Genomic DNA, 26,171 nt, shown 5'->3' with positions numbered 1-26,171 from the left:
TAGCCGACCTGGTCCACGATCTGGCGTGGCCTCGGAACGAGACCGCTTCTGAGAGTCCTCAGGAGCGATCTCGTATTGGCCAGGCTGAGCGCCAGTCAGAACCCATGCGACCACCGATGCCGCCGTCAGGCGCGGTTCAGTGTCCATCGGGCAACCTTGATCTAAGTTCTTCTGCATGGGAAGCGATGGCCTGACGCTGGTCTCGGGTGAATCTTCTGGCCTGCATGTCGAGGACTGCCCGGCTGGGCACTTCTCCCACGCCCAACAGTTGACCCACGCGACGGATTGCTTCGTCCAAGTCCTCTGAATCCTCAATCACCTGGAAGACCTCGTCCCGCCGATCCATCGCCTGCACCAGAGCCTCGACGATCATCAACTGCTGTTCCCTCATCTGCCGGTCATGCTCATCCATGCCGCGATTCTTGCACGACCGCAGTCTTGGAGCATTTCCGTCCAGTTTGGGGATCGGCTTGCGGGCGCTAGTGCGACACCGAGCGAGTTGTTGAGCTGGCCCCTCAGGTCAGGCCACGGCGGGGACTGGGGGGATGTCGTGTGTCCGGTTGGCGCGGCCCTTGACGAGGAAGATGGCAAGGAGCGCCAGGAGTATATAGGCCCAGTTGAAGAGCCCCGCGAGTGATATCAGTTCTTCCGCCCCAGCTGTGGCTGAGGTGGCGTCGATCCCACCGGTGGCGAGGAACGTTGTGGGGTCTGTGGCGGCATGCAGCAGGATGGCCCACGTGATCCGGCCCGTCGCGCGCATGGAGAGGTACATCATGGCACCGAATCCAAAGGTGTAGACGACGGTAACGGCAACAACCAGGGGGGCCATTCCGGTGAGGAGGTTTCCGCTGTGCAGCAGCGCGAAATACAGGGATGACAAGACAAAAACCAGTCGTTCGCCATAGCCGCCGTTTCGGAGCATGTTCACTACTATTCCTCGCGTGGCGAGTTCTTCAGTGAACCCCACGCACAATCCGAAGAACGCCATAACCAGAACAAGCCCGATGGAGTAGGCGGACCAGTTGGTTGCCATCAGCCGTAGGAAGATTGGGACGACGACGAGGAGGACTGCGACCCGCATCCAGGCCTTCCCGCGGACGGGTTGGGGACCGAAGATTTCCTTGACCCAGCCGAGGGAGCGAGCGAAGAGAAAGAGGAGTATTCCCGAGAGCAAGATAGGGAGTGCTAAACCTAGGAATGCGCTGAGCGGATCGCTCAGGGGGCTTCCCAGGTCGATGGAGCCCCCAACCAGTGCACCTATTCCCAGCCCGATCAGTTCGTACACGCCCCAATACACGGCGACGATCAGGAGCGCTTTCCACCACGTCCCCCGGTTCCAAAACCGGACCCACGTAGAACTGTTATTTTCCATGATTAGAACTTCCCTCCCCGTTCGTTCCCCCACTTAGTCGGGCCACCACGCTAAGAATAAGCGATCGAGCGGAAGCGAAAAGTTCTCTCTGATGTTCGGCAAATCATCTTTGGCCACCATGGCAACGTGACGAAGAGCGACCGCCAAGATGGTTCTGATGAACCCGATGGAAGCGTCCCGTAGGTCGGACACACGACGAAGCTAATCGGCTACGCACGCGTTTCGACGCGGCCGCAGTCCACAGCCCGGCAGCCCGGCAGCCGGCGGCCGGCGGCCGACGCCATGACCTCCTAGGCGGTCGGCAGCGGGCTGTGGCGCATTGAGACCGCCCAGTGCCCGGCATAGGGTAGGCGGATGACTGTTCAGCCCGGCCTGCACCGCCAACTCTGCTCCGTTGCCGCCCCCACCCAGCTGTGGCTCGATCCTGACGGCCGCTTGGCCGGCGAGGTCAAACCGCCCGGAGCCGGTGACTCCGCTGATCCGGCCGGGTTCACCGGGCTGCTCCACGGCGACACCCGGATGCTCTGCCGGGCGCTCGTGCGCGTCAACGGACTGGAACCCGAACCGGCCACCGTCGAGGCCGAGCCCGGCGGCGTCCTGCGCGTCCGGGGCCTGGTCCGGGGCATCCCGGGACCCACGGAGGATCCCGCCGTCGAGCTCCTCCAGACCTGGACAGTGACGCCGGGCGTGGTGCGGCACACCCTGCAGCTGCGCACCTCGCTGGATTCCCTCGACGTCGAAATCGACGTAGCCCTCGCGGCCGACTTCACCGACATGGCCCAGATCCGCCTCAGCCGCTTCCGTGACCCGTCCGCGCCGGTCTCTGCCGATGGGTCCACGCTGCGCTGGCAGGAGGGTGGCAAGACCCTGGCGGTCGCGGCCCCCGGCGCCGTCACCCCGGAAGGCCACCTCGCCTGGCGCGGAACCCTGGGCCGGGGCCGGCCGTTCGAGGCCGAATGGCAGGCCGTCCTCACCGATGACGACGACGCCGTGGTGGCTGCCCGCCCGCCCGCGGCCAGGCCGCCGCGGACCGGACCGGCCGGGGCCCTGGGCCTGCTCCTGGATAACTCCCTCGATGACGTGGCCGGGCTCCGCATGGCCACCCGCCAGCTGCCGGACGCCCCGTTCATCGCCGCCGGGGCGCCCTGGTACTTCACGCTGTTCGGACGGGATTCGCTGTGGGCTGCGCGGCTGCTGCTGCCTCTGGACACCGGCGCGGACAACGGGCTGGCGGCGGGCACCCTGCGCGCGCTGGCTGCTTTCCAGGGCACCCGGACGGACGCGGCGGCCGCCGAGGAACCCGGCAAGATCCTGCACGAACTGCGGTCCAAGGAACTGGTTCTTGAGAGCCAGAACCTGCGCCTGCCGCCGGTGTACTTCGGGGCGGTGGATTCCACCCCGTTGTGGCTTTGCCTGCTCGGTGAACTCTGGCGCACCGGCCGGGACGAGGACGCCGTGCGGTCGCTGCTGCCGAACGCGGCACGCGCCGCGGAGTGGCTGCTCGCCGCCGGCTCCCCGGTAGACGGCGCAGCGGACGGCGCAGCCGGAACGGACGGCGCAGCCGGCAACGGCGGGTTCCTCAGCTACCGTGACTCCACGGGCCACGGCCTGAGCAACCAGGGCTGGAAGGATTCCCGGGACGCCATGCAGTTCCGCGACGGCCGGCAGGCCGAGGGGCCCATCGCCCTGTCCGAGGTGCAGGGCTACGCGTACCAGGCAGCCATGGGGACGGCGGAACTGTTCGACGCGTTCGGGGAACCGGGCGCTCAGGCGCTGCGCGACTTCGCCGCGGCCCTGCGGCTCAGGTTCCGGGAGCGTTTCTGGGTTGAGGACGACGGCGGGCCGTTCCCGGCAATGGCCCTGGACGGGCACGGGGTCCCCTTGGACATCCCGGGCTCGAACATGGGACATCTGCTGGGCACGGGCATCCTGGACGCGGCCGAAGCCCGGATCGTCGCGGACCGGCTGGTGAGCCCCGAGCTGTTCTCCGGCTACGGCGTGCACACGATTTCGCGGCGGGCCGCAGGGTTTTGGCCCTTCAGCTACCACTGCGGCTCGGTCTGGAGCCACGACACCGCCATCGCGATCCGCGGCCTCCTGGCCGACGGTTTTGTCGCAGAGGCACGCACCCTCGCCGACGGCCTGATCGCGGCGGCGGCCTCCTTCGGGCACCGGTTGCCGGAGGTGTTCGCCGGGGTGCGGGCCGAGGACTCGAGCGTCGCGGTACCGTATCCGGCGTCGTGCCACCCGCAGGCGTGGTCCTCAGCCTCGGCGGTGGTGATCGCCCAGGCGATGGGCGTCGGACTCTGACGGTCCCGCCTCCACTGAGTGTTGCCCGGACGGGGCCGCGGCGGCGCGCAGCCCGTCGGCCAGGATAACGATCCCGGTAACGGCGAGCGCCAGGCCCATGGAGGCGAGCACGTCCGTCAGCCAGTGGTACCCCAGGTACAGGCGGCTGAAGGCAACCACCAGTGTCCCGGCAGCCGCTGCCGCGAAGCCGAGCACCGACGTCGTCCGTTTGCCCGTCCGCGTGCCGCGGGCCGCCAGCAGCAGGTAACTGAGGACGCACAGGAAGACGCCGGCCCCGAAGGTATGGCCGGAGGGAAAGGACAGGGCGTCGTCCGGTCCCAGCATGAAGCCGCTGGCGGCGGGCCGGCTCCGGCCGACGTCGTGCTTCACCAGCGTGGACACCGCGAAGGTGGCCGCCATGGCGCCGACCAGCAGGGCGGGACGCCAGACTTCACGCTTGAAGACCGCCCAGGCCAGCGCCACGGCGCAGCCGATCACCGTCATCCACAGTGGCGACGTCACCGTGGTCACGGCCGCCAGGATGGCGGTGGCCAGGGGGGTCCGGGACGCCACGATTCCGTCGTGCACGGGCCCGTCCAGGTCGGCCACGCCGCTGTTCGACTGCACGGCGGCGAGCACGGTCCAGAAGATCGTCTCGCCCGCGATTAACAGGCCCGCTGCCACGAAGAAGAGCCGCTGCTGGGACGGCAGCGGCAGGCGGGCAGGGGGTCGCGGGGCACGCTGGGCAAGGAGCATTCGCCCAATCCTGCCAGAGGCAACTCCCCGCAGCCAGCAAGGGCGCTGGGAATTCTCTGGGATGCGCGGCGGGCGAGCGCTACGGTTCCGGGGGACGCCTGGTCTGCGGGTACGGCGTGTCGAACCTGGCCAGCATCTCCACGAACCCGGCGATCTTCCGCTCCCGGGTCGAGGCCTGCTTGACCGAGTTGGTGCGGTAGATCAGGGCATACCGGTTCACGGACGTCAGGACCTCGAACATCGCCTGCGCCCGCGGCTCCGCCGCGATGGCGGCGGCGAGGTCATCCGGGACCTCCGCCGTCGCCGCGCCCGAATAGGCGGCCTCCCAGCGCCCGTCCGCCTTGGCGGCGGCGACGGCCGCCTGCCCGGCGGGGGCCATCCGCCCTGCCGCCTCCAGGCGGTCAATCCGCTCCACGTTCCGGGCCGACCACACGCTCTTGGGTCCCCGCCGGGTCATCCGCTGGAACGAGCTTTCCTCGTCCCGGCGCCGCCCCTGCCCGTCGATCCAGCCGAAACACAGCGCCTCCTGCAGCGCGGCCTCGTAGTCCAGCTCCGTCACCGATCCGCCCTTCTTGTGCAGCACGAGCCACACCCCGGGACTCTGCGCGTGGTGCTGCTCCAGCCAGGCGCGCCACTCGGCGGCGTCCTTCACCAGCAGTTCCTCCAGTTCAACAGCCATGGCCCCATTGTGCCCTGCCGTGCTGACCGGAGGGGTGCTTTGGTGGCACCATGTCAGGAGGAGCCAAAAACCGTCCCTCGCAAGGAGATCCCATGCTGCGCGTCCGCCCGATCCACTACACCTCCCGCATGGACCAGTGGGAGGGCCTGCTGTCCGCCCTCGGCATGGTGCGCACAGTCGACGACGGCAACTGGCAGGAGTTCGACGCCGGCTCGGGCCGCCTCGCGCTGCACCGGGTAGCGGCGGGTGCCGCCGGGGCTGATGCCGGGGACGGTGCCGGTGCCGGAATGGTGCTGGATGGAAAGACGGACTTCGGCGTCGAGGTCGGAGACCTGGCAGAATTCGCGCGCCGCACCAATCTGGCCGGCGCGGAGGACGGGACCACCCCGGCCGAGCTGGTCAGCGCCCGTCACGGCGATACCTGCCGGATCACGGGCGCGGACGGGTTCGCTTTCTTCGCGGACAAGGCAGCCCACGGCGCACAGTGCGCGGACGCCGATCCGGCCCTCGCCGTCGTCGAAGTCTGGTTCACGCCGGACGCGGCCGCCGCCGCGCAAACCCTGCGGAACATGGGCGCCCGGCTGCGGCCGGCCCCGGACGACGACGAAACCGCGGATTTCACGGCGAAGAACGGCGGCGTGCTGATGGTCCGGCCCGCCAGCGGCGCGGCCCGGACCGGCCTGGGGTTTGAATACACCGGTGACCTCGCCGGCCTGCGGGACCGCCTCGCGGCCGCCGGCCACCGGGTCAGCCTGACGGAAGAGGCCTTCGGCCGGACCCTGCACGTGGCCAACCCGGACGCCGCTGACCTACCGGAGAACCCCCACGGGGCGATGCTCTGGATCTCGCAGAAGCCCGAAGGCGCCTGAGAAGGCACTCGCCAGGCGCCCGGGGGTTTCCGGGGCGGCCGCGGAGGACCTGTGGAGTTCAGCCGTTGGTGGCCGCGGTCAGTCCTCCAGCGCCCCGTTGCAGAGCCGGTTCACTACCTCGGTGAGCATCGCCAGGCCCGCCACGATGTCCTCGTCCGTGGTGTATTCGTGCTCGTTGTGGGAGATCCCGTCCACACTGGGCACAAACAGCATCACCGTCGGGACCAGGTCCTTCATGTTGGTCGAATCGTGCCCGGCCAGGGTCATGACCTGCTTGTTCGCAAGGCCCAGGTCCGCCGCCACCTTGGCCGCGAGTTCCACGCCTTCGGGCTGGTAGGGGGTCACGGGCCAGGTGTGGGCGTGGTTGCGCTCCACCGTGACGTTTGCCAGCCTCTCGATCCCGGCGATGCGCTCGTCCAGCAGGGCGTCGGCCTCGGCTAGGACAGCTTCATCGGCGCTGCGCAGGTCCAGCAGCAGGCTCACCCGGGACGGCACCACGACGGGCGAGTTGGGGTAGACATTCAGTTGCCCCACGGACGTGTGCAGCACGCCGGGGAAGGTGTCGGCGAGTTCCCGGGCGGCGACCACCATCATGGACGCACCCAGCAGCGCGTCCTTCCGGTCCGCGATCACGGTGGATCCGGTGTGGGCCTGCTCGCCGTGGACCACGAACTCGTATTTGTTGGCCGCCCAGTTGGAGTTCACCAGGCCGATGGTGATGCCTTCGCGTTCCATGCTCCGGCCCTGTTCAATGTGGATTTCGGCGCAGTACGCGGCTTCGGGGCCCTCATAGCTGCCGCGGCAGCCGATCGCGTCCAGGGCCTCGCGGACCGAGACTCCGGCCGCGTCCGTGGTGGCCAGCGCGGTCTCGAGTTCGAGCTTTCCGGTGTAGACGGAGGAGCCCATCATGGACGGCTTGAAGCGGGAGCCCTCCTCGTTGAACCAGTTGACCACCGCGATGTTGAACCGGGGCTGCCCGGCTGCTCCGGCCGCGGCCCACTGCTCCACGAGCCGGAAGGCCGCGTGGGTTGCGGCGAGCACGCCGTACGCGCCGTCGTAGCGACCCGCCGTCGGCTGGGAATCCATGTGGGATCCCACCACCACGAAGGGGGCACCCGGCACGGCCTCATAGAGGCCCCACTGGTTGCCGACCCGGTCGAACCGTACGGTGAAGCCCTTGGCCTCCAGCAGGCCCGTAAGCCATTGCCGCTGCTGGCCGTCCGGCACGCTGGCCGCCTGCCGGTCCACGCCGCCGTTCTCGGTCGCGCCGAATTCACTCATGTTGTGGAAGTCCCGCACGAACGCGGCGTCGCGGGTGCTGAAAGTGGTCTCAGTAGTCACGGTGTTCCCCTATGAACGGTTGGTAGCTGCGCTGAAGAGTGGACCGGTTGCGGCCGAATCGGCCGCAACCGGGAATGTGAGGCCGGGGGTCCGGAACGTAAAGCTCCCCCCGACGGCGGTTGCCAGCACCGCGAGGTCGGCGATGCTGCCCGCGGTGAGCGGGGACCCGGACAGGACGGTGAAGTCGGCCAGCTTCCCGGTGGTCAGTGAGCCTTTGATGCCGGACGTGCCCGTGGCTACGGCGGCTCCGGTGGTGTACGCCGCCAGGGCTTGGAACGGGCTCAGCCGCTCGTCCGGGTTCCCGAAAACGGCCCCGGAGGCGGTGCCCCGGTCCACGAAGGCCTGCATTCCGCGGAGCACGTTGCCGTCGGCCACGGGGCGGTCGGAGCTGCCGGCGAGCGTCACCCCCGCGGCAAGGAACGACGCGGCCCTGTAGGCCCAGCCGAGCCGTTCCGGCCCGAGCGAAAGCGTCATGCCGTCCCCGCCGTCGAAGAAGAAGCTGGCCTGCGGGGTGACGGCGATGCCGGCGGCGGCCAGCCGCGGGAGCTGCTCGGGCCGGGTCATCGAGGCGTGTTCGATCCTGTTGGGCACGGCCCGGGGGCCGTATTTCGCGGCGCAGCCGGTGATGATCTCGATCGCGAGGTCAACGGCACGGTCGCCGATGGCGTGCGCCGCGATCGACCAGCCGGCCGCATAGGCAGCCTCGATCTTTGCCCGGAGCGCCTCCGGTTCCGCCTGGAAGTAGCCGGTGTTGCCGGTGTTGTCCGTCCCGCCATGGCTGCAGTAGTCATGGCTGACCGCGGCCGTTTCGCCGAGCAGTGACCCGTCCAAGAACACCTTCGCCGGGCCCAGGGACAGGAAGTCGCCGCCGAAGCCACTGGTGATGCCCAGGTCCAGCCCGGCTGGCGTGGGACCCGGCGGGTGCTCTCCACCGAGCGGGTGAAGCACATCGAGGACGGGCATCAGCTGCGCCCGGGCGTGGAGCCTGCCCGCGGCTGCCGCCCGCTGGTAGGCGGCCAGCTCCACGGGGCTGTGGCCGATCCAGCCGCCGCCGATCCCGGCCTCGGTGAAGCTCGTGATGCCCTCCGCGGCGTAGTAGGTGGTAGCCCGGTCCAGTGCGGCTTCGATCGCCTCGGACGAGTACGGCAGGATGAGCTGCTGGATCAGCTGCTGCGCGGTTTCCTGGACCAGCCCGGTGGGGCGGCCGTCGGCGTCGCGGACAATGACGCCGCCGTCGGGGTCCGGAAACGACGCCGGTTCGGCGCCGGCCAGCCGGAGGGCGGCCGTGTTGACGACGGCCATGTGCCCGGAGTTGTGCCGCATGAACAGCGGCCGGTTTCCCGTGATCCGGTCCAAAACGGTGATGTCCGGGAACTCGCCGCCGTGCTGCTGCTGGCTGAAGCCGGTGGCCAGCAGCCAGTCCGGTGCCGGTCCGGTCCCGGGTTCTGGCCCTGCCTCAGACTCTGGCCCTGCCTCAGGCTGCGCGCTGTCTGCCGCCATGCCGGCCTCCAGCAGGGCGTAGAGCTGGTGCAGGCCGCGCGCGGCGGAGACGTCCAGTTCGCCCAGGCCGAGCCCGAACCAGGTGGTGTGGCAGTGGGCGTCGATGAAGCCGGGGGTCACGGTGGCGCCGCCGAGGTCCAGGACTTCGGCCGCGTCCAGGCCGGCCAGGTCGTCGTCGAGGCCCACAATCCGGCCCTGCCAGATGCCCAGCGAGGTGGCATGCGGGCGGCGCTCATCCATGGTGATGATGTCCGCGTTGCGCAGCAGCAGATCGAGTTTCAAGGGTTACCTACGTGGTTCTTTAGCGGTGGGAGGTGGTGACTGACTTGATGCGGGTGTAGTCCTCCAGGCCAAAGACGGAGAGGTCCTTGCCGGTCCCGGAGTGCTTGAAACCGCCGTGCGGCGCCTCGGCGGGGATCACCTGGTGGCAGTTGATCCAGACGGCGCCGAAGTCCAGCTCGTTCGAGACCCGCGTGACCACTCCGTGGTTGTTGGACCAGACGCTGGAGGCCAGCGCGTACTTGGTCCCGTTGGCCAGCTCCAAGGCTTCGGCCTCGTCCCGGAAGGGCTGGATGGTGACGACGGGTCCGAAGATTTCCTCGCAGACCACCTCGTCGGCCTGGAACACCCCGTCGATCACGGTGGGTTCGAAGTGGAAGCCGGCGCCCGTCCGCTTGCCGCCGGCCAGGACCCTGGCGTTCGCGGGCAGCCGGGACATGAAGCCTTCCACCCGGTCCAGCTGGGCGGCGCTGTTCAGCGGGCCCAGGTCCGCGGCGTCGCCGCCCACCTGCAGCGCTGCGGCTGCCGCGGCGAGCGCGGCACCGAACTCCTGGTGGATGGAGTCCTCGACGAGCACACGGGTCACGGCGGTGCAGTCCTGCCCGGCGTTGAAGAACGCACCGAGCGCGATCTCCCTGGCCGCCACGTCAATGTCGGTGTCGGCGAAAACGATCGCCGGTGCCTTGCCGCCGAGTTCCAGATGGACGTCCTTGAGGGTCTTCGACGCCGCGGACATCACCTGAGCCCCGGCCCTGGTGGAGCCGGTGATAGACACCATTTCCGGGATCTCGTGATCCACCATGGCGGCACCGGTCCCCCGGCCACCGCAGATGACGTTGACGACGCCGGCGGGGTAGGCCTCCTGCGCCAGTTCGCCCAGCACCAGGGTGGACCAAGGCGTGGTGTCGGCCGGTTTCAGGACCAGCGTGTTGCCGGCGGCGAGCGCCGGTCCGATCTTCCAGATGGCCATCATGAACGGGTAGTTCCACGGGGTGATCTGGGCGACCACGCCGAGGGGTTCACGCCGGACGGTGGAGGAAAAGCCGCGGACGTATTCGGTCTGGGCGGTCCCGGACACAACGCGGCAGGCGCCGGCGAAGAAGCGCAGCTGGTCGGCGCCGCGGAGGATCTCGATCTCGCGGGTGATCTGGCGCGGCTTGCCGGTGCAGGCTACCTCGGCGTCCAGGAGCCTGTCGACGTTGGCCTCGATGAGGTCGGCGAGTTTGAGCATCATGGCCTGGCGTTCGGCGGGGGTGGTCCGCTTGTAGCTCTGGAAGGCGGTGTGGGCGGCCTGGAAGGCGCGGTCCACGGTGGCGGCGTCGCTGTCCGGGGCGGTGCCGAGCTGGACTCCGGTGGCGGGGTCGAAGAACGGCAGGGTGGCCGCGTCCGAACCGTCGGCGGCGCTGCCGGGGACGATCTCACCGTTGATGATGTTGTGCAGGGTGATCATGACGGGCTCCGATCAGTTGCTGGCGGTCTTGGGTGAGCGGGTGGTGGGGTCCTGCGGGAGGTGCAGGACCGCGGGCAGCCCGGAGTCGACGGCACGGCGGAAAGCGGCGCCGAAGTCCTCTGCCTTCTCCACGCGTTCGCCGTAGCCGCCGTAGGACCGGGCCAGCGCGGCGAAGTCCGGGTTGGTCATGTGCGTGCCCGAGGGCCGGCCCGGGTAGTGGCCTTCCTGGTGCTCACGGATCGTGGCGAAGATGCCGTTGTCCACCACGAGGGCGATGAACTTCCCGCCGTGGCCCATGGCCGTGGCCATTTCCTGGCCGTTCATCATGAAGCAGCCGTCACCGGCCACGGAAATCACCTGGCGGCCGGGGTAGGCCAGGGAGGCAGCCACCGCCGCCGGGATCCCCATGCCCATGGCCCCGTTGCGGGGTGCGGCGAGCGAGTTCGCGGTGTTGTGCTTCAGGTAGCGGGCCGGCCACAGCGAGTGGTTCCCGGCCCCATAGGTGATGACGGCGTCGTCGTCCATTTCCTGTTTGAGGATTTCCATGACGACGTCGAGGTCCACATATTTCGAGTCCACCCCGTTCCCGCTGTCCGGCTGCGCGGTGGAGAACTTCTCGTAGTCGGCGCGGGCCCCGGCCAGCCAGCCGGCCTCGGGATCCGCCGCGGAATCCGTGGCGGCGAGTGCGGTGGCGAAGGACGAGACGTGGGCCGGAATGTGCTGGTCCAGCCGGCCGAAGTGGCCCAGCAGATCGGCGCCGGGGTGGACGACGACGGTGACGGCATCCAGTCCGCGCTTGTAGCCGTCGGAGAGCACGTCGGCGCGGACGCAGCCGACGAAGACCAGCAGGTCGGCCTCGTCGAGGCGGCGGGCGTTGGCGTCGCTGCGGGCGTAGCCGAGGTAGCCGGCGTAGGCGTCGCTGTTGTGCGGGACGGCGTCGTAGGCGCGGAAGTCTGCGAGCACCGGGACGCCGTGGCGTGCGGCCCAGCCGGCCAGCGCGTCGGAGGCTCCCTGGTCCCAGCCTTCGCCGCCCACCACGATCAGGGGCTTCCTGGACGCGGCCAGGCGCGTCTCGAGGCCGGCGAGATCGGCTGCTGCAGGTTCAGTCCGGGCGACTGTCCGGGGCTCCACCGTGGCCGATTCGATGGAGTGGACCAGCACGTCTTCGGGCAGGCCGATCACCACGGGTCCCGGCCGGCCGCTGAGGGCCGTGAAGATGGCGTCGTCCACAACGCGGGCGGCGGAGGCGGCGTCGTCGAGCGTCAGGACCTTCTTGGCGGTGCTGCCGAACCAGGCGTTGATGTCGAATTCCTGGAACGACTCCCGGCCGCGGTCCGCGACCGGGATGAGGCCCACGAACAGGATCATCGGGGTGGCGTCCTGGTGCGCGGTGTGGATGGCGATGAAGGCGTTGGCTGCACCGGGGCCACGGGTCACCATGGCCACGCCCGGAAGCTCCGTGAGCCGGCCTTCGGCGAGGGCCATGAACCCGGCGCCGCCTTCGTGGCGGGTCACCACGGTTTCAATGGAGGATCCGTGCAGGCCGTCCAGCACATCCAGGAAACTCTCCCCGGGAACACCGTAGACGCGCTGGATACCGGCTCGTTCCAGCTGGGCAACAATCAGGTGCCCGGCGGTGGTTGTTGTACTCAATGCTTCATTCCCTTTTCTTCGATACTCAGTGCGGGGAGGAAAATGCCGGACAGCGCGGTCAATACGGACACCACCAGCAAGATGATGGCGCCGGGCCAGAACGAGTTGCCATTGGCGGCCACGAGGGCGGTGGCGATCAGCGGCACGAAGCCGGAGATGACGCCGGCGCTGTTGGAGGTGATGGCGACGCCGGTGTACCGGACCTTTGTGGCGAAGAGTGCGGTCAGGGCCGTTCCGGACACCGCGTAAGGGATGGACAGGGTGCACACGCCGATGATCATGGCGATGATGACCAGGGCGGGGTTGGCGGTGTCGATGGCCAGGAAGACCGGCACGGCGATGACGGCGGAGGCGATGCCGCCCCAGAGGATGACCTTGCTGGCGCCGTATTTCTCGCCCATGCGGCCGGCCCAGATCAGGGCGAAGATTTCGAAGACGGCCGCGAGGAGCGAGCCGAGAAGCAAGGTTTCGTAGGGCATCTTGAGCACCTTGGTGCCGTAGAAGACTACGAAGCTGGTGATGAGGTAGAAGCCGCCGATGCCCAGCAGCGCCGAGCACATGCCCACCAGGATCTGGCGCCAGCTCTTCGTCAGGACGCCGCGGATGGGGGCGTGCTCGGTCTCGCCGGACTCCATGAGGGCTTCGAATTCCGGGGACTCGCTGAGTTTGCTGCGGATCCACATCGAGATGGCCAGCAGCGGGATCGCCGCGATGAACGGGATGCGCCAGCCCCAGGCATCGAAGTTGGCTTGGCCCACCAGGTAGAGCATTCCGAAGAAGCCGCCGGAGGACAGGATGGTGCCGATAGGCGAGCCGAGCTGCGGGAGGGCAGCGTAGCGGGCGCGCTTGGCAACCGGGGCGTTTTCGACTGCGATGATCACCGCGCCGCTCCACTCGCCGCCGACGGCGAGGCCCTGCAGGATGCGCAGGGCAACCAGCAGGATGGGGGCCGCGACGCCGATCGTCATGTAGTTCGGGAGCAGGCCAATGAGCCCGGTCACGAGGCCGATGCCCACGATGGTGACCATCAGGATCTTCTTGCGCCCCACCTTGTCCCCCAGGGCCCCGAAGATGAAGCCGCCGATCGGGCGGGCCACGAAGCCCACGGCCAGGGTGGCAAAGGAGCTCATGGCCGAGACGAATGGGTCCTGGGACACGAAGTACTGCGCGTTGAACACCAGCGCTGCGGCCGTGGTGAACAGGAAGAAGTCGTACCACTCCAGCGCCGTTCCGACGAGGGCCGCGAGGGCGACTTTCTTGGCCACGCTCTCATCGACAACCCCTGGTAACTGCGGGCCGGCGGTGGTGGTGGCGTTGCTTGCGCTGCTTGCCATGTTTACTCCAAATAATGCGGAAGGGATGGAACCGGCCGATAAGGCCGACGGGGTGTGACTGCGCTCACCCGATTTCTCTTGTCCCATTCTGCCAGTACATTTCGTCCAAAAAACTAGCATTGCATCACGCATTTCCATGCCTAAAATGTGTGAATGCACAATTTTCATTCGCCGGGCGATTCCCTGCGCTGGGCCGAACTGGTGGAGCTGCTCCACGGGCGGCTGGACACGCTGGCCGAAACATTTACGGCGAGGGTCCGTGACATCCCCGAGTATGCCGAAAAACAGGTGGGCTCCGGGGATCTCGAAGTGACTGCGCGCGAAACATTCAGGCGTTTGGTGGACGGGCTGCGCGGACAGGAACTCCGGCAGCAGTCCCCCCTTGGTCCGGCCATGGAGTCGCTCCTCGAATTTGCTGCCGATCTGGGCGCCAAACGCGCCCGGGCCGGCATCCCGCCGGAGGCGCTCATCTCGGCCGTCCGGCTGGACTTCAGCATCATCTGGGAAGGCCTGCTGCAGATCGCCGATGCCGAGGACGCCGCGCTGCTGGCATCCAGTGTGGACAGGGTGTGGCGCGTCGTGGACCAATTCGCCACGCGAACCCACACGAGCTATCTGACCGAACGCGTGCGGATGGCCCAGGAGGAGTCCAGCATCCGCCGCGAATTCATTGCCCGGCTCTTCAACCAGGCTAGCCCCACCGCGGAGACCGTCAGCCAGGTCGCCGCCGCCCTCGGCGTGGACTCGACCGCCCGCTTCGGACTCGTGGCGGCCAGTGGCGACGCCGCAGTGAGTCTCCGAACGGCCGCGACCAGCCTGGGCTCCGGGCAACAGACACGCAGCCGGTTCTTCGTCCACGAATTCGGCGGGAACACCTACGCGTTCTGGCCGCTCCCGCCATACCGGGACGGCGCCCGGCACTCTGTCCCCGCCGCGTTGACCGACATCCCATGCGGTTATGTTCCGGGCGTCGCCGGGCTGCGGGCGCTGCCCGCGGCCGCCCGCACGGCCGGAAGCCTCGCCTCCCTGCTGCGGTCTTCCGATTCCGGGCCCCTGTCAGCGGAGGCCGCCTGGGCCCGGCTGGCCAAGCAGCAAATGCTCGACGTCGGCCTGGACCTCCTGGCTGACCTTGAGACCGGCCTGTCCGGGTGCCGCGGCGGCGAACGGGAGCGGCTGAAAGAAACCGTCCAGCATTACTTGGAAACAGGGAGCATTACGGCGACAGCGCAGCAGCTCTTCTGCCACCGCAACACCATCCTCAACCGGATCAGCCGCTTTCAGGATCTGACAGGCGTGGACCTGGCGGTCCCGGCGCAGACGGCCCGGCTCGTCGTCGCTTGGGCGTGACGCCCGGCGGGTCAGGGATGGGGTAGAACTTAACCATGAATGTGCGCACCCCTGACCCGAATCCCGGCTGGCTCTCCGACGACGACCTGTTCGAAGCGCGGGGCAGGCTGCCGATGGTCTACGTCGAGGCCGTTCCGGTCCGGCTGGACCCCCTCGGGTTCGTGAACGAGGTCGGCACCCTCCTGCAGGCCGACGAGGACGGCACCATGGTCCGGTCCCTGGTGTCCGGCCGCGTTCTCTACCGCGAGACCATCCGCGCCGCCCTGCTCCGCCACATGGAGAAGGACCTGGGCCCCCTCGCCTTCCCGCAGCTTCCGGTCAGCCCGGTGCCGTTCACCGTGGCCGAGTACTTCCCGTCCCCGTCCCATACCGGCTTCACGGACGACCGCCAGCACGCCGTTGCCCTGGCGTACATCATTCCTGTGACCGGCGAATGCTCCCCGCGGCAGGACGCCCTTGAACTGACCTGGATGACCCCGCAGGAGGTCATGGGCACGGACGTGCAGCTCGAATTCAGCGGCGGCCGGGGGGCCTTGATCCGGCAGGCCCTGGCGTTCGCGGGGGTCGGCAACTAGCCGGTTCCCTTGGGCCCGGCGCCGGCCGGGGACTCTCGGGGGCTCCCCTGCGTCCCCGACTTCGTGCGGCCGATTTTGTAGACTGTTGGGCGGACCGCAAGAGAACTTTAAGGACTCCCGATGACCCACCCCCCAGCCTCCCGGAACTACAGTGAACAGCAGGCTGGATCTCTGCGGGCCGGCGACCACCTGATTCTGCCCGACGGAAACCGCTCCGCAGAGATCCATCGCGTGGATGTCGAAACCGACGATTTTGGGACTCCCGCCATGGTGTTGACGACCCTCAGCGGCGGCGGTGTGCTGCGGATCGCGGCGGGATCACTGGTCCGCGTCACGGACGACGCCGGGGCCGGCACCCCCGTGTCCGACGGCGGCGCGCCCGGCACGCCAACTCCTTCCGATGGCGGCGCCCCCGCGCCGGAAGAGGCTGAGCCGGTCGCACCCGGGCCTGGCACAACTGAATCCGACGCAGCTGAATCCGACGCTGTCGGGTCCGACGCAGCTGAATCCGACGCTGCCGGGCCCGACAATACGGCGGCAGCCGCCGTCGTCGTTCCTCCCCAGCCTGTTGCGCCGCCCGCGGTGAGCGGACCCAGCGAAGCGGACCTGGCACTCATCCCGGCCCCCGACGGCACGCCGGAGTCTGTCGTGGAGACCGCGGCCGAGGACCATCCGGGCGCCGTCGGTGTCCTCCTGCTCAGTGAACGGCTCGCCAAGGGCATCAACACCAAGTCCGGGAGCTGCCTGAAGGATCTCAGCGACCTCGCGCACGAGCTCTTCGTCACCCTCAAGGACCCCGACAACGCCCTGGCGGTCGCGGACCTGCTCAACGTCCTGCCGTTCGACGGCAACCCCGACCGCTGGGCCTCCGTGGAGTCATCGCTGGCGCTCTCCAGCTACATCTGCCGCCAGCTGGGTCAGGACCAGCGCGCCGGGATCTACGAGAAACTGCTCCGCGCGCCGGAGGCCATGGAAACGGACCCGTTCAAGGCCAGGATCAACGCCAAGGTGCGCCAGCGCTCGCTCAACGAGCCCAACCTGTACGACAAGGAAATCTTCCGCTCGATCGACAACGCGAACCAGGATGCGGAACGCGACTGGCGCCTGCTGCGGCTCGAGGCGCTCCTGTTCCTGCGCGCGCACGGCGGCTCCGAAACAATTGGCACCGTTGAGCTGGAACGCCGGATCGCCAACGAGCTCGAATCGGTCCGCGCCTGAGGTCTAGCGTTGGGCCCTACCCGTGGCGGGCCCGGAGTTGTAGATTCACCCCATGACGAACAATCTGAGCGTTGTGATCAATTCCGACGCGCAGCAAGTTTGGACCATGCTGCGCGAACCCGCCAAGATCGCCCAATGGCACGGCTGGGTGGCCGATGACCAAGAGGCCGAAATCAACGAAATCTACTTCGGCCCCAATGTGGTCGAAGGCGCCGACCACACCTCCCTGGTGGTCGACGGCGGCGACGTTTTCACCTTGAAACCTGTCCCCACGGGCACGGAGGTCAGCGTCACCCGGGCGGCAATCGACCACAATTCCGAGTGGGCGGCCTGGGACGAGGACATCACCCAAGGCTGGCTGACATTCCTCCACCAGTTGCGCTTCGCCCTCGAACGGCACCCGCACGGCAAGCGCCGGACCTTCTTCTTCTCCGTTCCCGGCTCAGGCGGGTCCGCGATCGAAAGGCTGGGGCTGAGCGATGTCCCGGCGCCGGGGGACCCGTATTCGCTCACCCTGCCCACGGGCGAGGAAATCTCCGGCAAAGTGTGGTTCCGCAGCAACCACCAGGTGGGTCTGACCGTCCACAACTATGCCGAGCACGGGGACGGCCTGCTGATCGTGGCGGACCAGCCCGCCATCGCCGACGTCCGGCCCGACGGCGGATCCCTCGCAATCGTCTCCACCTACGACCTCGGGGCCCACCAGTTGGAGGCGGTCCGCGACTACTGGGACAAGTGGCGGGCTGAGAACTACCCCACATCGGATCCCGTCCACTGAGTCCTGAGCTGCGTTAGCTGGCACACTTGAACCGTGCCAGCCAATCCTGACTTCGCGTCTTCGTCCCCCGCGCCTGCCCGGCAGTCCGAGTTCTCCTTCCGCGTGGGCAAACGCCTGAGCGAGACGTGCCCGCCGTCGGCCGGGCAGGTTGCCGCCAACGGCGGTGAGTTCCTGGGCCGGGCCGGCACCATCGCCACCCCGCACGGGGAGATCCAGACCCCGGCGTTCATCGCCGTCGGCACCAAGGCCACGGTCAAGTCCGTGCTGCCGGAATCCATTGCCGAACTCGGCGCGCAGGCGGTGTTGGCCAACGCCTACCACTTATACCTGCAGCCGGGCGCGGACATCCTGGACGAGGCCGGTGGCCTAGGGGCGTTCATGAACTGGCGCGGTCCGACGTTCACCGATTCCGGCGGTTTCCAGGTGATGAGCCTGGGCTCGGGGTTCAAGAAGGTCATCGACATGAAATCGGTGGACCATTCGGGGCCGGACGACGCCGTCGCCCCCGGCAAAGAACGCTTGGCCCACGTGGACGAGGAAGGCGTGTGGTTCAAGAGCCACCTCAACGGCGACCGGCACCGCTTCAGCCCCGAGATCTCCATGAACGTCCAGCACCAGATCGGCGCGGACATCATGTTCGCGTTCGACGAGCTCACCACGCTGCAGAACTCCCGCGGCTACCAGGAGGAGTCCCTGGAGCGGACCCGGCGCTGGGCCGAGCGGTGCATCACCGAGCACTTCCGGCTCACGGACGAGCGCGCCGGCAAGCCCTACCAGGCCCTGTTCGGGGTGATCCAGGGCGCCCAGTACGAGGACCTGCGCCGCAAGGCCTGCCGCGACCTCGGCGGCATGAACTTCGACGGCTTCGGGATCGGCGGGGCGCTGGAGAAAGAGAACCTCGGCACGATCGTGCGCTGGTGCAACGAGGAGCTGCCGGAGAACAAGCCGCGGCACCTGCTGGGCATCTCCGAACCGGACGACATCTTCACGGCCATTGAAAACGGCGCGGACACTTTCGACTGCGTCTCCCCCACCCGGGTGGCCCGCAACTCGGCGTTCTACCACCCCACCGGCCGGTACAACCTCTCCGGCGCGAAGTACAAACGCGACTTCGGCCCGCTGCAGGAGGGCTGCGACTGCTACGCCTGCCTGAACTATTCGCGGGCCTACATCCATCATCTGTTCAAGGCCAAGGAGATGGTCTCGGCCACCCTGATCTCGATCCACAACGAGCGCTTCGTGGTGAAGATGGTCGACGACGCCCGGCTCGCCATCGAGGCCGGCAACTTCTTCGAGTTCAAGGCCGAGACCCTGGCGAACTACTACTCCTAGGTCGCCCCGGCGTCGGTGCGGCCCCGGACATTGAGGTCGCCCCGGCGTCGGTGCGGCCCCGGCGTCGAGGTCGCCGGAACACTGCGGGGTCGCCGGAAGTTTCCGGCGACCCCGCAGTGTTCCGGCGACCTCGGCGGCAGGACTCGGGTGCCGGGCCGTCAGGCCGTCAGTTGGTGAGGTGCAGCGACGCCGCGAGTGCCGAGTCGGCGTCCCGCAGGACCTTGGCCGCCACCTGGAGGCCCTCGATCCGGCCCAGGGAGACGTCCTCGTGCTCGATGTTGACCAGCATCTCCGGGTCCACCTCGTAGAGCGCGCGCAGGAACTCGGTCCAGTAGGCCGTGTCGTGCCCGCGGCCCAGGGCAACGAAGTCCCAGGCGGAGTCCTTGGGCCATTCGTTGGCCCACTCGTCGCCGCCGAGGTTGGTGCGGTTTTCGTCCGGGGAGAGCCGCCGGAAGCTGTTGTCGAGGACACCGTAGAGCGCTGCGTTCGCGGTATTGATGCGGACGTCCTTCGCCGCGGCCTGGAAGACCAGCGGGCCGAGTTCGCGGACCACCGCGACCGGATCCATCTGCTGCCAGAACAGGTGCGAGGCGTCAAGCTCGACGCCGACATGGGTCGCGCCGGTAAGCTCAACGAGCTTGTGGACATCGGCGGTGTTGAACACGATGTTCTGCGGGTGCAGCTCAAGGGCCACCTTCACGCCATGGTCGGCGGCCAGGCGGTCGGTTTCCTTCCAGAAGTCGGCCGCGATGCCCCATTGGTAGTCGAGCACGTCCAGGGCCGCCGAGTTCCAGGCGTTGACCACCCAATTGACCGTGGTGGCCCCGGGTTCGCCGCCGGGCAGGCCGGACATGGTCACCACACGGTCCTGTCCCAGCCGCTGCGCCAGCCGGATGGAGCGGCGGATGTCCTCGGCATGCTTCCCGCCGATCTCACGCTTGGGGTGCAGCGGGTTGCCATTGCAGTTCAGGCCGGCAATCGAGACACCGGTGCCCTCGAAAATCGCGAGGTAGTCATCGCGGGCCGCATCGCTTTCCAGGATCTGGTCCATGGTGGGGACGTGAACGGCCGGCAGGAACCCGCCCGTGTTGATTTCGATGCCGGTCAGTCCGAGGTTGGCGATGACCTTGAGGGCCTCGGGAAGGGGCCGGTCGTGCAGGATTGCGTTGTAGACGCCGAGTTTCATAGCGTGATTTTCTTTCCGTTGTTGAGGGCGGATTCGGTGACTGCGCCGAGCAGCTCCATGTTGCGCACGCCCTCGTCGAACGTGGCGCAGCGGGGCAGGGAGTCCGCCCCGCTGAGGCCGGCGACCTCCTCGAGGAAGGCCCGGGCCTGGTAGCCGAAGGCGTCGTTCTGGCCGAAGCCGACGCTGGGCGCGTCCATGGCCAGCCCGCCGGCGATGTAGGGGTGTCCGGGGCCGAGGATCACCTGGCGGTAGCCGTTTTCGTTGGCCGGGCCGTCGTTGAGGAACAGCTCGATCTCCGCGGGGCGCCGCTGGTCGAACCGGGCGGCGCCGTTCTCGCAGAAGACCTCGAAGATGAGGCTGTTCGCGTGCCCTGCGGCGACACGGGAGACCTCGAAGCCGCCTGCACCGTTCTCGAATTCGGCGGAAAACACCGCGTAGTCGTCGTTCTCGACCGGCTCGAACGTGTCGCTGACCGCGGCGTGGTCGTGGCCCATGACGGCGCCCAGCGGCAGCGGGCGCTTGTCGATCACGGTGCTGAGGCGTCCGCCGCTGATGGACTTGATGTCGCCGCAGAGGAACTCAGCGACGTACGTCAGGTGGCTGCCGACGTCGGCCAGGGCCCCGGAGCCCGGGCCGCCCTTGTAGCGCCAGCTCATGGGCGCCGACGGGCTGAACCCGTAGTCGGTCCAGTAGCGGCCGCTGAAGTGCAGGACGTTCCCCAGCACGCCGGTGCGGATCAAGTCCCGGATGTAGGCGATGCCCGGCGTGCGGCGGAAGGTGAACCCGATGCGGGCAATCGAACTGGCACTGCGGGCCGCCTCGGCCATGGCGCGGGCGTCCTCGATTGAGTCGCTCAGCGGCTTCTCGCACAGCACGTGCTTGCCGGCGGCCAGCAGGCCCTCCACGACTTCGCGGTGGAGGGAGTTCGCGATCACGACGCTCACGACGTCGATGTCATCGGCCTCGGCGATCGCCTGCCACGAGGTGTCGTGGCGTTCGTAGCCGAAACGCTTCGCGGCCAGGGAACCGAACTCGGCGTTGACGTCGCCGATGGAGACCAGCCGGATAGGAGGAAGAACCGGGCTGTAGAGCGCCGACGCCGTGCGGTACGCGGCCGCATGCGCTTTTCCTGCCATTCCGGCGCCGATTACGGCAACTCCCAAACTGTCAGCCATCGATTTCTCCTTTGAAATTCGGTCAGGCCGACGGCCCGACTGTAGAAATTGGAGCGCTACAAAATCTGGCGCTGAACAAAAGCGTAGCTATGTCCATATGTCCTGTCAATGGTTGACCGGTTATCCTCGGATGAGACGTGAAAGGCCCTGCAGATGTCGTTGAATACCCCCAGAACCCGCCGCCCGACGATCTACGACGTCGCCAAGAGCGCTGGCGTCTCCCCGTCACTGGTCTCGCTCGTGCTTCAAAACCCGTCAAAGGTCAGCGAGAAGCGTCGGGAGGCCGTCCGGGCGGCCATGTCGGAGCTCGGTTACCGCCCCAGCCGGGCGGCGACCACGCTCGCCAGCAGCCAGACGAAAAGCATCGGGCTGGTCATTGACGACTTCCGGAACCCCTGGTTCGTGGACCTCCTGCGCGGCATGGAATCCGTGTTCTCCCCCCACGGCTACCAGGTCACCCTCGCCGATTCCCGCCCCGGCGAGAACCGCATCACGGAGGCCGTGGACGGCCTGCTGTCCATGCATGTGGAGGGCCTCGTCATCGCCGCCGAGCCGAGCGAGTCCATGATGGCCGGCACTTGGGTTCCCGCCGTCGTCGCCGGCTGGCGGAACGGCGTTCCCGCCGGCGCCGGGCTCATCACCAACGACGACGACGACGGCGGCCGCATGGCGGCGGAGCACCTGATCGGGCTCGGCCACACACGCATCGGACACCTCTCGGGCTCCGGCGGCGCCGCGGCCCACCGGCGGCAGGGCTTCCGCCGCCGCATCCTGGAGGCCGGCGTCGAGGCCCGGATCGCCGGCGAATCCCGCGGCACCTCTGAGGAGGACGGCTATGCGGCCGCCTGCTGGGTCCTTGACCACCACCCCGACACGACCGCCCTGTTCGCCGCCAATGACACCATGGCCCTGGGCGCCTTCGCCGCAGCCAAGGCCCGGGGCTTGTCCATCCCGGAAGAGCTCTCCGTGATCGGCTACGACAACTCCCCGCTGGCCAAGTCGCGGTATCTGGACATGACCTCGGTGGACAACCGGAGCGACATTGTCGGGTCCGGCGTCGCAAGCGCCCTGCTGGCACGGATCCAGGACCCGGCCCTCGAGCCTGAGCGCCAGCTGATCGAGCCGGACCTCATCGTCCGCGGAACCACCGCCCGCGTTCCCGGCTGACGCCCCGCCGAATTCGCGGGAAACCACCGAGTTCGCCGTAACTTTGCGGCGCCTTCGCCGCTTTCCGGCGAATTGGGCGGCGTCCAAAGCGGCCGTCCCCCAAAGAAGCCAAGGTGCGGCGCCCTCGTGTTTTCCACATAGCGACGGCGGGGCCTCCCGCCTGCTCCTGCAGCGGCCGAAGCTGGTGGCATGACGCATAACCCGTGCTGGAGCTGCCGCAGACCGGTAACCTCTGGCGCACCGAACAGCTCCTGGATCTCGGCTTCAGCTCGCGCGCCATCCGCTCGCTCCTCGATTCAGGCACCCTCGTCCGGCTTCGGCACGGCTGCTACATCCGCGCCAGCCTCTGGAACGCCCAGTCGCATACTGTCCGGAGCCGGCAGCTCATCTACGCGCACGCCCACGGAACGCGTACGACGTCGACAGGAGCCTTCCACTACAGCCACACTTCCGCGGCGCGCCTCCGCCTCCTCCACCTGTGGGAAGTGGATGACATGATCCATGTCCTCCAGAAGGTACGGCCCTCGAACGAGCGTCACGGCAGTGACGTCCGCTGCCACACGCGCCCCTTCGCCGACCACGACGTCGCCGTGGTGAACGGCCTCCGGACCACGTCCCTGGAGCGCACGACGGCCGACTGCGCCATGCTGCTGCCCTACAGGCAGGCGTTGATCCTCACGGACCACGCGCTTCGACTCGGCGCGGACCCGGGCGCCCTGCAGGCCATGGCAGATGACCTGGACGGCCGCCGGGGCATTCGGACTTTCCGCCGTGTCCTGGCCGCGGCCGATCCGCGCTCCGAATCTCCCGGCGAGACCCTGACCCGCGACCTGATCCTGCGGCTGCGGATCCGGGCACCTGAGCCGCAGCTGGAAGTGTCGAGCCGCGCCGGGCGCCATCGCCTGGACTTTGCATGGAAGGAGGAAAAGGTCGCCCTCGAGTTCGACGGCAAAATCAAGTACTTCGACTACAGTCCCACGGCCGAGGTGCTCTTCGAGGAACGGCGCCGGGAGAAGGCCCTGGTTGAAGAGGGCTGGCGGTTCGTCCGCGTGGAGTGGAAGGACCTCTTTCGCGAGCAGGAATTCAAACACCGTCTGCTTCGTGCGCTGGCCGGCCGCCGGCACCCCTGAGCGTCGAATGCGTTGCGGCGCCCGGCACCCCACACCCCGCACCCCAACGACTCGAATTCGCCGGTAGCCCGCCACGTCGTCGGAAACTTACGGCGACACCGCGGGTATCCGGCGAATTGGGCGGCTGCTGGCTCCGAACTGGCCGGCTCCCAACTGGCCGGCGGCCGGAGGATGAGGAGGAGTCCTAGGCGCCGTAGCTCGGTTCGCGCTTCTTGACCCAGCCGATGGCGAGCGAGGTCAGCGGGACGAAGGCGAACTCCACGAGGGTCTTGTAGAGGAAGCCCACTAGGACGTAGTTCATGAACATCGCGGCGTCGGTAATTCCGATCACGGATGCGGCGATGCTGCAGAAAATCAGGGTGTCCACGAACTCACCCGCCACGGAGGAGCCCATGATGCGCGCCCACAGGGACCTTTCCCCGGTCCGCGCCTTCATCTTCACCAAGATCCAGGAGTTGATGGTCTGGCCGGCGAGGAAGGCCAGCAGCGATGCCAGCACAATCTGCGGGACCGGTCCCAGTGCGCCTTCCAAGGCTGCCTGCTTGGAGGAACCGTATTCGTCGTCGAACCCCGGAAGGGCGATGATGACCCAGTAGCAGAGCGACGCGAAGACGGACAGCGCAAAGCTGGTGATGATGGCCTTGCGCGCCACTTTGAAGCCATAGACCTCGCTGATGACATCGCCCAGGATGTACGCCAGCGGGAAGAGGAAGAAGCCGCCGTCGGTGATCACGGGGCCGATCGCCACGCCCTTGGACGCCCCGATGTTGGACAGGATCAGCACCACGGCCATGACAGCGAGCATGATGCCGAAATGTGGGGAGCCGATCGAGGCGAACCTTGGTGCGGCTGACGCCGGGAAGGTCTTGGCGGAAGTCATGGGTATTCCATTCGTAGTGGTTCGCTCGGCGGCCCGCACCCGCAAGGGGAACACGCTGGGTGGCCGGCTGTATTAGCACTGGACGGCCCCGGTAACACAAGCAGCCGGAACCGCCTCCATTCTCGCACCCGACGGTGCGGGAGCCTGATGCAGCCGCAGCTTCACCCTGTGAACGCTCCGGGCGTGGTGGCAGGATGGGGCCATGGAGGAGCCCCATGCCTGACTCCGCGGTTTCCACGCGCGCCCTCGTCAAGCGGTACCGCGACGTCACCGCCGTCGACTCGCTCAACCTTGACGTCCGCCGGGGCGAGATCTACGGGTTCCTCGGCAGGAACGGGGCGGGCAAAACGACCACCATCCGTATGATGCTCGGCCTGATCCGGCCGAGCAGCGGGGAGGTGACCGTCCTGGGCCAGCGCATCATCCCTGGCGAGACCGCTGTGTTCGCCCGCGTTGGCTTCCTCGTCGAGACCGCGACCGCCTACCCCAACCTCACCGTGCGCGAGAATCTGGACATCCAGCGCCGGCTCACCGGTTCGCCGCCGCGGTCGGTCGCCGACTCGATCACGCTGCTGCGCTTGGATCCTTATGCCGATCGGCGTGCCGGGCAGCTCTCGCTCGGCAACAAACAGCGTCTCGCTCTCGCCCGCGCGCTGCTGCACTCCCCCGAATTGCTCGTGCTCGACGAGCCCGCCAACGGCCTTGATCCGGCTGGCATTGTCGAGATCCGCGAGCTGCTCCGTTCGCTCGCCGACGGGCGCGGCGCCACCGTCTTCATGTCGAGCCACATCCTCGCCGAGGTCGCTCACTTGGCCGACCGCATCGGTATCGTCCACGACGGCCGTCTCATCGAGGAGTCGTCGCGCGACGAACTCGCCGCGAAGGCGCGCGCGTTCGCGACCGACGCCTACACCCCGGAAGAGCGCGAGCAGGCGCTGCTCACACTGGATCTGGAGCGCTACTTCCTGGCGCGGACGGGCGATGCGGGCGGTGCCGATGGCCGGAGGACCGGCCCTTCGTCCGAAGGCGGCGCGGTTTGATGTTCGGTCAGGTTCTTGGCACCGAGTTCATGAAGCTCCACCGTGCCAAGGCGACGTGGGCCACGCTGGCGGTGCTCGCGATCATGCCGCTCGGTATTGCGCTTTTCATGTGGATCGTGCGCGAACCGGGGCGGGCGGCCCAGCTGGGGCTTCTGGGTACCAAAGCGAGCGTTGCCGGGCTTGAGGCGACGTGGCTCCAATACTTCTACATGCTCACGCTGGTCTTCGGTGTCGGCGGGATGCTGCTGCTGACCTTCATCATCGCCTACCTGTTTGGCCGGGAGTACGGTGATGCCACCGCCAAGAACATGCTCGCGCTGCCCGTGGCCCGTCATTGGTTCGCCGTCGCCAAGCTGGCGGTCGCGGCCGTGTGGTGGATGGCGCTCATCGTCATAGTCCTCGTCGAGGCCATGGCGATCGGACTGGTGTTGGGGCTGCCGGGGTTCTCGGCAGAGTTGGCCGCGGCGGGAATCGCACACGTGCTCCTCGCTGCGACGATCTCATTCCTGCTCGCGCCAGTGGTCGCCTGGATCGCTGTGTGGAGCCGAGGCGAAGTGGCCCCCATCGCTTTCTCGCTCGTTATGCTGGCCCTGGGCAATCTGTTCGGCAAGACCGGCTGGGCGGAGTGGTTCCCTTATTCGATCGTCCCGCTGCTGATCGGCATGGTGGCCGATCCTGTCGGCTCGCTCCAGCCAGGCAGCTATGTTGTGCTCGCGGGAACGTTCGTGGCGGGCACCGCTGCAACGATCCTGCAGCTGCGGTTCGCAGACAACGCCCAATAGCGTGGGACCGGGCCGCCGTCGTTGTCGCCGTCCATTCGC

Annotated in this window: 23 protein-coding genes; 11 read left to right on the top strand and 12 right to left on the bottom strand. The window is 67.9% G+C overall.

Annotation, left to right across the window (positions count from 1 at the left end; genetic code table 11):
* Positions 1-136 precede the first annotated feature (136 nt).
* Entirely contained in the window at positions 137-412 is a 276-nt protein-coding gene (locus AC1DGD_RS19030) for a DNA gyrase subunit A (protein WP_476850567.1), read from the bottom strand.
* A 108-nt stretch (positions 413-520) separates the two neighbouring features.
* Complete coding sequence (locus AC1DGD_RS19025) at positions 521-1,372, bottom strand: lysostaphin resistance A-like protein (protein ID WP_476857854.1); 852 nt, start codon at positions 1,370-1,372, stop codon at positions 521-523.
* 354 nt (positions 1,373-1,726) lie between these two features.
* Here AC1DGD_RS19025 and AC1DGD_RS19020 point away from each other — a divergent pair, with 354 nt between their 5' ends.
* On the top strand, positions 1,727-3,682 hold the full coding sequence (locus tag AC1DGD_RS19020; RefSeq protein WP_476857853.1) for a glycogen debranching N-terminal domain-containing protein: 1,956 nt from the start codon (positions 1,727-1,729) through the stop codon (positions 3,680-3,682).
* Here AC1DGD_RS19020 and AC1DGD_RS19015 read toward each other — a convergent pair.
* A complete protein-coding gene (locus tag AC1DGD_RS19015; RefSeq protein WP_476857852.1) occupies positions 3,635-4,417 on the bottom strand; it encodes a phosphatase PAP2 family protein in 783 nt (260 codons plus the stop codon). The two genes, AC1DGD_RS19020 and AC1DGD_RS19015, sit on opposite strands and share 48 nt — an antisense overlap.
* 79 nt (positions 4,418-4,496) lie before the next feature.
* Positions 4,497-5,096: a YdeI/OmpD-associated family protein gene (locus AC1DGD_RS19010; protein ID WP_476850563.1), complete on the bottom strand. Its 600-nt coding sequence runs from the start codon at positions 5,094-5,096 to the stop codon at positions 4,497-4,499.
* Between the two features lie 92 nt (positions 5,097-5,188).
* Here AC1DGD_RS19010 and AC1DGD_RS19005 point away from each other — a divergent pair, with 92 nt between their 5' ends.
* Positions 5,189-5,965, top strand: coding sequence for a VOC family protein (locus AC1DGD_RS19005; protein WP_476857851.1), 777 nt, complete (start codon positions 5,189-5,191; stop codon positions 5,963-5,965).
* Positions 5,966-6,043: 78 nt separating this feature from the next.
* Here AC1DGD_RS19005 and AC1DGD_RS19000 read toward each other — a convergent pair whose 3' ends face one another.
* The 5 genes from AC1DGD_RS19000 to AC1DGD_RS18980 are packed head-to-tail and all read right to left on the bottom strand — an operon-like array spanning position 6,044 to position 13,522.
* Positions 6,044-7,306, bottom strand: a complete 1,263-nt coding sequence (locus AC1DGD_RS19000; protein ID WP_476857850.1) for a M20 family metallo-hydrolase — start codon at positions 7,304-7,306, stop codon at positions 6,044-6,046.
* 9 nt (positions 7,307-7,315) lie between these two features.
* Positions 7,316-9,088 (bottom strand): amidohydrolase, encoded by a 1,773-nt coding sequence (locus tag AC1DGD_RS18995; protein ID WP_476857849.1) that lies wholly within the window; start codon positions 9,086-9,088, stop codon positions 7,316-7,318.
* A gap of 19 nt (positions 9,089-9,107) precedes the next feature.
* Positions 9,108-10,535 (bottom strand): gamma-aminobutyraldehyde dehydrogenase, encoded by a 1,428-nt coding sequence (locus tag AC1DGD_RS18990; protein ID WP_476857848.1) that lies wholly within the window; start codon positions 10,533-10,535, stop codon positions 9,108-9,110.
* A 12-nt stretch (positions 10,536-10,547) separates the two neighbouring features.
* Positions 10,548-12,188: a thiamine pyrophosphate-dependent enzyme gene (locus tag AC1DGD_RS18985; RefSeq protein ID WP_476857847.1), complete on the bottom strand. Its 1,641-nt coding sequence runs from the start codon at positions 12,186-12,188 to the stop codon at positions 10,548-10,550.
* Entirely contained in the window at positions 12,185-13,522 is a 1,338-nt protein-coding gene (locus tag AC1DGD_RS18980; protein WP_476857846.1) for an MFS transporter, read from the bottom strand. Before AC1DGD_RS18980 ends, AC1DGD_RS18985 begins: the two co-directional genes overlap by 4 nt.
* A 153-nt stretch (positions 13,523-13,675) precedes the next feature.
* Here AC1DGD_RS18980 and AC1DGD_RS18975 point away from each other — a divergent pair, with 153 nt between their 5' ends.
* The 5 genes from AC1DGD_RS18975 to tgt all read left to right on the top strand — a co-directional run bounded on the left by AC1DGD_RS18975 (position 13,676) and on the right by tgt (position 18,772).
* Complete coding sequence (locus AC1DGD_RS18975; RefSeq protein ID WP_230008747.1) at positions 13,676-14,869, top strand: PucR family transcriptional regulator; 1,194 nt, start codon at positions 13,676-13,678, stop codon at positions 14,867-14,869.
* Positions 14,870-14,904: 35 nt separating this feature from the next.
* The gene (locus AC1DGD_RS18970) at positions 14,905-15,444 is read left to right on the top strand and encodes an NUDIX hydrolase family protein (RefSeq protein ID WP_079551800.1); all 540 of its coding nucleotides are present in this window, start codon (positions 14,905-14,907) and stop codon (positions 15,442-15,444) included.
* A gap of 120 nt (positions 15,445-15,564) precedes the next feature.
* Complete coding sequence (locus tag AC1DGD_RS18965; protein WP_476857845.1) at positions 15,565-16,662, top strand: DUF6707 family protein; 1,098 nt, start codon at positions 15,565-15,567, stop codon at positions 16,660-16,662.
* 52 nt (positions 16,663-16,714) lie between these two features.
* Positions 16,715-17,440: an SRPBCC family protein gene (locus AC1DGD_RS18960; RefSeq protein ID WP_476857844.1), complete on the top strand. Its 726-nt coding sequence runs from the start codon at positions 16,715-16,717 to the stop codon at positions 17,438-17,440.
* Positions 17,441-17,473: 33 nt separating this feature from the next.
* Positions 17,474-18,772, top strand: a complete 1,299-nt coding sequence (tgt, locus tag AC1DGD_RS18955; protein ID WP_476857843.1) for a tRNA guanosine(34) transglycosylase Tgt — start codon at positions 17,474-17,476, stop codon at positions 18,770-18,772.
* Positions 18,773-18,938: 166 nt separating this feature from the next.
* Here tgt and AC1DGD_RS18950 read toward each other — a convergent pair whose 3' ends face one another.
* Together AC1DGD_RS18950 and AC1DGD_RS18945 are read right to left on the bottom strand one after the other, a co-directional pair.
* Complete coding sequence (locus tag AC1DGD_RS18950; protein ID WP_476857842.1) at positions 18,939-19,958, bottom strand: sugar phosphate isomerase/epimerase family protein; 1,020 nt, start codon at positions 19,956-19,958, stop codon at positions 18,939-18,941.
* Positions 19,955-21,133, bottom strand: a complete 1,179-nt coding sequence (locus AC1DGD_RS18945; protein ID WP_476857841.1) for a Gfo/Idh/MocA family protein — start codon at positions 21,131-21,133, stop codon at positions 19,955-19,957. Before AC1DGD_RS18945 ends, AC1DGD_RS18950 begins: the two co-directional genes overlap by 4 nt.
* Positions 21,134-21,286: 153 nt before the next feature.
* Between AC1DGD_RS18945 and AC1DGD_RS18940 the strand changes: the two genes are divergently transcribed.
* The gene (locus AC1DGD_RS18940; protein ID WP_476857840.1) at positions 21,287-22,300 is read left to right on the top strand and encodes a LacI family DNA-binding transcriptional regulator; all 1,014 of its coding nucleotides are present in this window, start codon (positions 21,287-21,289) and stop codon (positions 22,298-22,300) included.
* A 203-nt stretch (positions 22,301-22,503) separates the two neighbouring features.
* A complete protein-coding gene (locus AC1DGD_RS18935; protein WP_476857839.1) occupies positions 22,504-23,430 on the top strand; it encodes a type IV toxin-antitoxin system AbiEi family antitoxin domain-containing protein in 927 nt (308 codons plus the stop codon).
* A 184-nt stretch (positions 23,431-23,614) separates the two neighbouring features.
* On the opposite strand, the gene AC1DGD_RS18930 is transcribed toward AC1DGD_RS18935, so the two are convergent.
* The gene (locus AC1DGD_RS18930; RefSeq protein ID WP_476857838.1) at positions 23,615-24,310 is read right to left on the bottom strand and encodes a queuosine precursor transporter; all 696 of its coding nucleotides are present in this window, start codon (positions 24,308-24,310) and stop codon (positions 23,615-23,617) included.
* Positions 24,311-24,525: 215 nt separating this feature from the next.
* Here AC1DGD_RS18930 and AC1DGD_RS18925 point away from each other — a divergent pair, with 215 nt between their 5' ends.
* Positions 24,526-25,350 carry an ABC transporter ATP-binding protein gene (locus AC1DGD_RS18925; RefSeq protein ID WP_476857837.1) on the top strand — a complete coding sequence of 275 codons (825 nt, stop codon included), beginning with the start codon at positions 24,526-24,528 and terminating at the stop codon, positions 25,348-25,350.
* Positions 25,350-26,132: an ABC transporter permease gene (locus AC1DGD_RS18920; RefSeq protein ID WP_476857865.1), complete on the top strand. Its 783-nt coding sequence runs from the start codon at positions 25,350-25,352 to the stop codon at positions 26,130-26,132. Before AC1DGD_RS18925 ends, AC1DGD_RS18920 begins: the two co-directional genes overlap by 1 nt.
* Positions 26,133-26,171: the final 39 nt, after the last annotated feature.

It is taken from the genome of Arthrobacter sp. 05T45 (assembly GCF_056395875.1).
This window is presented reverse-complemented; position numbering and strand designations above follow the sequence as displayed.

Bases quoted from the DNA above. Each gene is read 5' to 3' on its own strand.
- AC1DGD_RS19030 (WP_476850567.1), bottom strand. From the start codon at position 412: ATGGATGAGCATGACCGGCAGATGAGGGAACAGCAGTTGATGATCGTC.
- AC1DGD_RS19025 (WP_476857854.1), bottom strand. From the start codon at position 1,372: ATGGAAAATAACAGTTCTACGTGGGTCCGGTTTTGGAACCGGGGGACG.
- AC1DGD_RS19020 (WP_476857853.1), top strand. From the start codon at position 1,727: ATGACTGTTCAGCCCGGCCTGCACCGCCAACTCTGCTCCGTTGCCGCC.
- AC1DGD_RS19015 (WP_476857852.1), bottom strand. From the start codon at position 4,417: ATGCTCCTTGCCCAGCGTGCCCCGCGACCCCCTGCCCGCCTGCCGCTG.
- AC1DGD_RS19010 (WP_476850563.1), bottom strand. From the start codon at position 5,096: ATGGCTGTTGAACTGGAGGAACTGCTGGTGAAGGACGCCGCCGAGTGG.
- AC1DGD_RS19005 (WP_476857851.1), top strand. From the start codon at position 5,189: ATGCTGCGCGTCCGCCCGATCCACTACACCTCCCGCATGGACCAGTGG.
- AC1DGD_RS18990 (WP_476857848.1), bottom strand. From the start codon at position 10,535: ATGATCACCCTGCACAACATCATCAACGGTGAGATCGTCCCCGGCAGC.
- AC1DGD_RS18980 (WP_476857846.1), bottom strand. From the start codon at position 13,522: ATGGCAAGCAGCGCAAGCAACGCCACCACCACCGCCGGCCCGCAGTTA.
- AC1DGD_RS18975 (WP_230008747.1), top strand. From the start codon at position 13,676: ATGCACAATTTTCATTCGCCGGGCGATTCCCTGCGCTGGGCCGAACTG.
- AC1DGD_RS18970 (WP_079551800.1), top strand. From the start codon at position 14,905: ATGAATGTGCGCACCCCTGACCCGAATCCCGGCTGGCTCTCCGACGAC.
- AC1DGD_RS18965 (WP_476857845.1), top strand. From the start codon at position 15,565: ATGACCCACCCCCCAGCCTCCCGGAACTACAGTGAACAGCAGGCTGGA.
- AC1DGD_RS18960 (WP_476857844.1), top strand. From the start codon at position 16,715: ATGACGAACAATCTGAGCGTTGTGATCAATTCCGACGCGCAGCAAGTT.
- AC1DGD_RS18950 (WP_476857842.1), bottom strand. From the start codon at position 19,958: ATGAAACTCGGCGTCTACAACGCAATCCTGCACGACCGGCCCCTTCCC.
- AC1DGD_RS18945 (WP_476857841.1), bottom strand. From the start codon at position 21,133: ATGGCTGACAGTTTGGGAGTTGCCGTAATCGGCGCCGGAATGGCAGGA.
- AC1DGD_RS18940 (WP_476857840.1), top strand. From the start codon at position 21,287: ATGTCGTTGAATACCCCCAGAACCCGCCGCCCGACGATCTACGACGTC.
- AC1DGD_RS18930 (WP_476857838.1), bottom strand. From the start codon at position 24,310: ATGACTTCCGCCAAGACCTTCCCGGCGTCAGCCGCACCAAGGTTCGCC.
- AC1DGD_RS18925 (WP_476857837.1), top strand. From the start codon at position 24,526: ATGCCTGACTCCGCGGTTTCCACGCGCGCCCTCGTCAAGCGGTACCGC.
- AC1DGD_RS18920 (WP_476857865.1), top strand. From the start codon at position 25,350: ATGTTCGGTCAGGTTCTTGGCACCGAGTTCATGAAGCTCCACCGTGCC.